Raw genomic sequence first — 1,707 nt, 5'->3', positions numbered from 1 at the left:
TTTCAGCCAGGTGAGCTGGTCGAAGTGGCCGGCTTGTCCATGGGGTCATCGGGGTGGTCGAACCAGTTCCAGTCACTGCCGGCCAGGCGCTGGTAGGCCTCGAGGTTGCCCGTGAGTTGCAGCGAACGCCGCCTCACATCCTCCTCCCACATCCGCGCAGCGTGGCGCCATCCCCACCGGCTGGCCGGCCTCACGATGTCGGCGATGAGCATGGCGCCCCCCGGCTCCAGGCGGCGGCGCAGCGCGGCAAACAGCCGCCGCTTGGCCGCGTCGTCGAGGTGGTGCACGACGAGGCAACTCAAAAAGCAGCGCACCGGGCCCCGCAGCTCCTGCAGCCACTCCAGGCTCCCCAGCTCGAACGGCCGCACCTTCGCCCTTGCGCCGAAGGCAGCCAGGCGCCTTCGAGCCGCATCGCGCATGGCCAGGGAGCCGTCCAAGGCGATGACATGGGCCCGGGGGAACCGCCGGAGAACGGCTTCGCTGAGCCACGCATCCCCGGCGCCCACGTCCACGGCGACGAACGCCTCATCGGGTTCCGCCGGGATGAGGTCGCACAACACCGCCGCCATCTCGTCGCGCCACGGCGTGAAGAGCGGCCCCAGCTCCAGGAACGCCTCCGAGTCCGTTTCGCTCCCGGGGCGACGGGATGCTCTCGCGACGCTTCTCGGCCATGCGCTGTGATCACCTCCACGACGTCGTGCGGGCTACGGGCATGCCCCCCCAGCCCCGGAAGCCCTCCTTCGGGAGCAGCGGCCAGCGAGCCTCACGCACGTGCGCCCGGATCTCCTCGACCGCCCGTAGGCCGACTCCGCCCACCCGGGGGGATACAGGTGCCGCCCGGCCTTAAACTCCGCAAGGTCGCAGACCTCACAGGTGCGGTCCTCGCTGCACCTCACGTCGAGTTCGAGGTCGTACTGCCAGATGCGAGAGGGCTCGAAGACCGCAGGTGTCTGGACGTTCCAGTAGTACTCGAGCACCCGGCCGTCGCCGTCCACGTCCGGCCCACCGGAGTACCAGCACCCGGGGAAGAAGGCAATGTACGCCTGGTGACCCATCCTGAACACCGCGCCCCTCGACTCGTGGTGGAGCTCGAACCCCACGGGCGCGTACACCAGCACGCCCCCCGGGTCGCGGCTCCTGGCGGCCTCCAGGCGCACTTCGGCCACCTGGGCCTACCACCAGTAGTGGAGCCGGTGTTGGGGGTACTTGTAGAACTCCACCCGCACGCCCTGGCCGTGGACATACACAGAGGCCATCCACCCCCGGCGAACCCGTTTCCGGGCTGAGCCTCGGTGCGAATGCCCATTGGCTTTCGTAAGCCGTTCTCCTGCGCCGGTACCTTGCGGCGCCAAGAGTGCCGCTTTCTCCGCCTGCCGGAGGGCTGGTTTTACGGACCTGGCCCAGCCCACACGCAAGCATCCTGGAACAAGAAGCCCGGGCGGACCGATCTCACAAGCTTATCTGGGGCTTCGAACTGTGCTGGCAACGCGGTTCGCGCACGTGTCCGTGTCGTTGCCAGACTGGGCCAGCTTCTCTGCGCCCCACCCTCCGCCCGGCGGGTTGGCGGCTGGCCTGAGCGCCGATTCCTCGGGGGGCGCCGTCCTGCGCTCGTGGAGCGCGACGGGAAGGCGTACCACGGAGAGCCTCCACGTCCCCGACCGCGAGTGGCGCATTGAGTGGAGCACGCGGGATGAGCTGGGCGGCGGG

The 1,707-nt window shown here is 69.4% G+C and carries 1 protein-coding gene and 1 pseudogene; both read right to left on the bottom strand.

What is annotated here, in order from left to right:
* Window positions 1-2 precede the first annotated feature (2 nt).
* Window positions 3-569, bottom strand: coding sequence for a methyltransferase domain-containing protein (locus tag AB1609_13585; GenBank protein ID MEW6047491.1), 567 nt, complete (start codon window positions 567-569; stop codon window positions 3-5).
* A 112-nt stretch (window positions 570-681) separates the two neighbouring features.
* Window positions 682-1,256: pseudogene (locus AB1609_13580) on the bottom strand (DUF402 domain-containing protein).
* Window positions 1,257-1,707 lie beyond the last annotated feature (451 nt).

The sequence above is a fragment of the Bacillota bacterium genome (assembly GCA_040754675.1).
Lineage (GTDB): Bacteria > Bacillota > Limnochordia > Limnochordales > Geochordaceae > Geochorda.
Note: the sequence above shows the minus strand (reverse complement) of the source record. Positions and strands in the feature narration are given on the sequence as shown.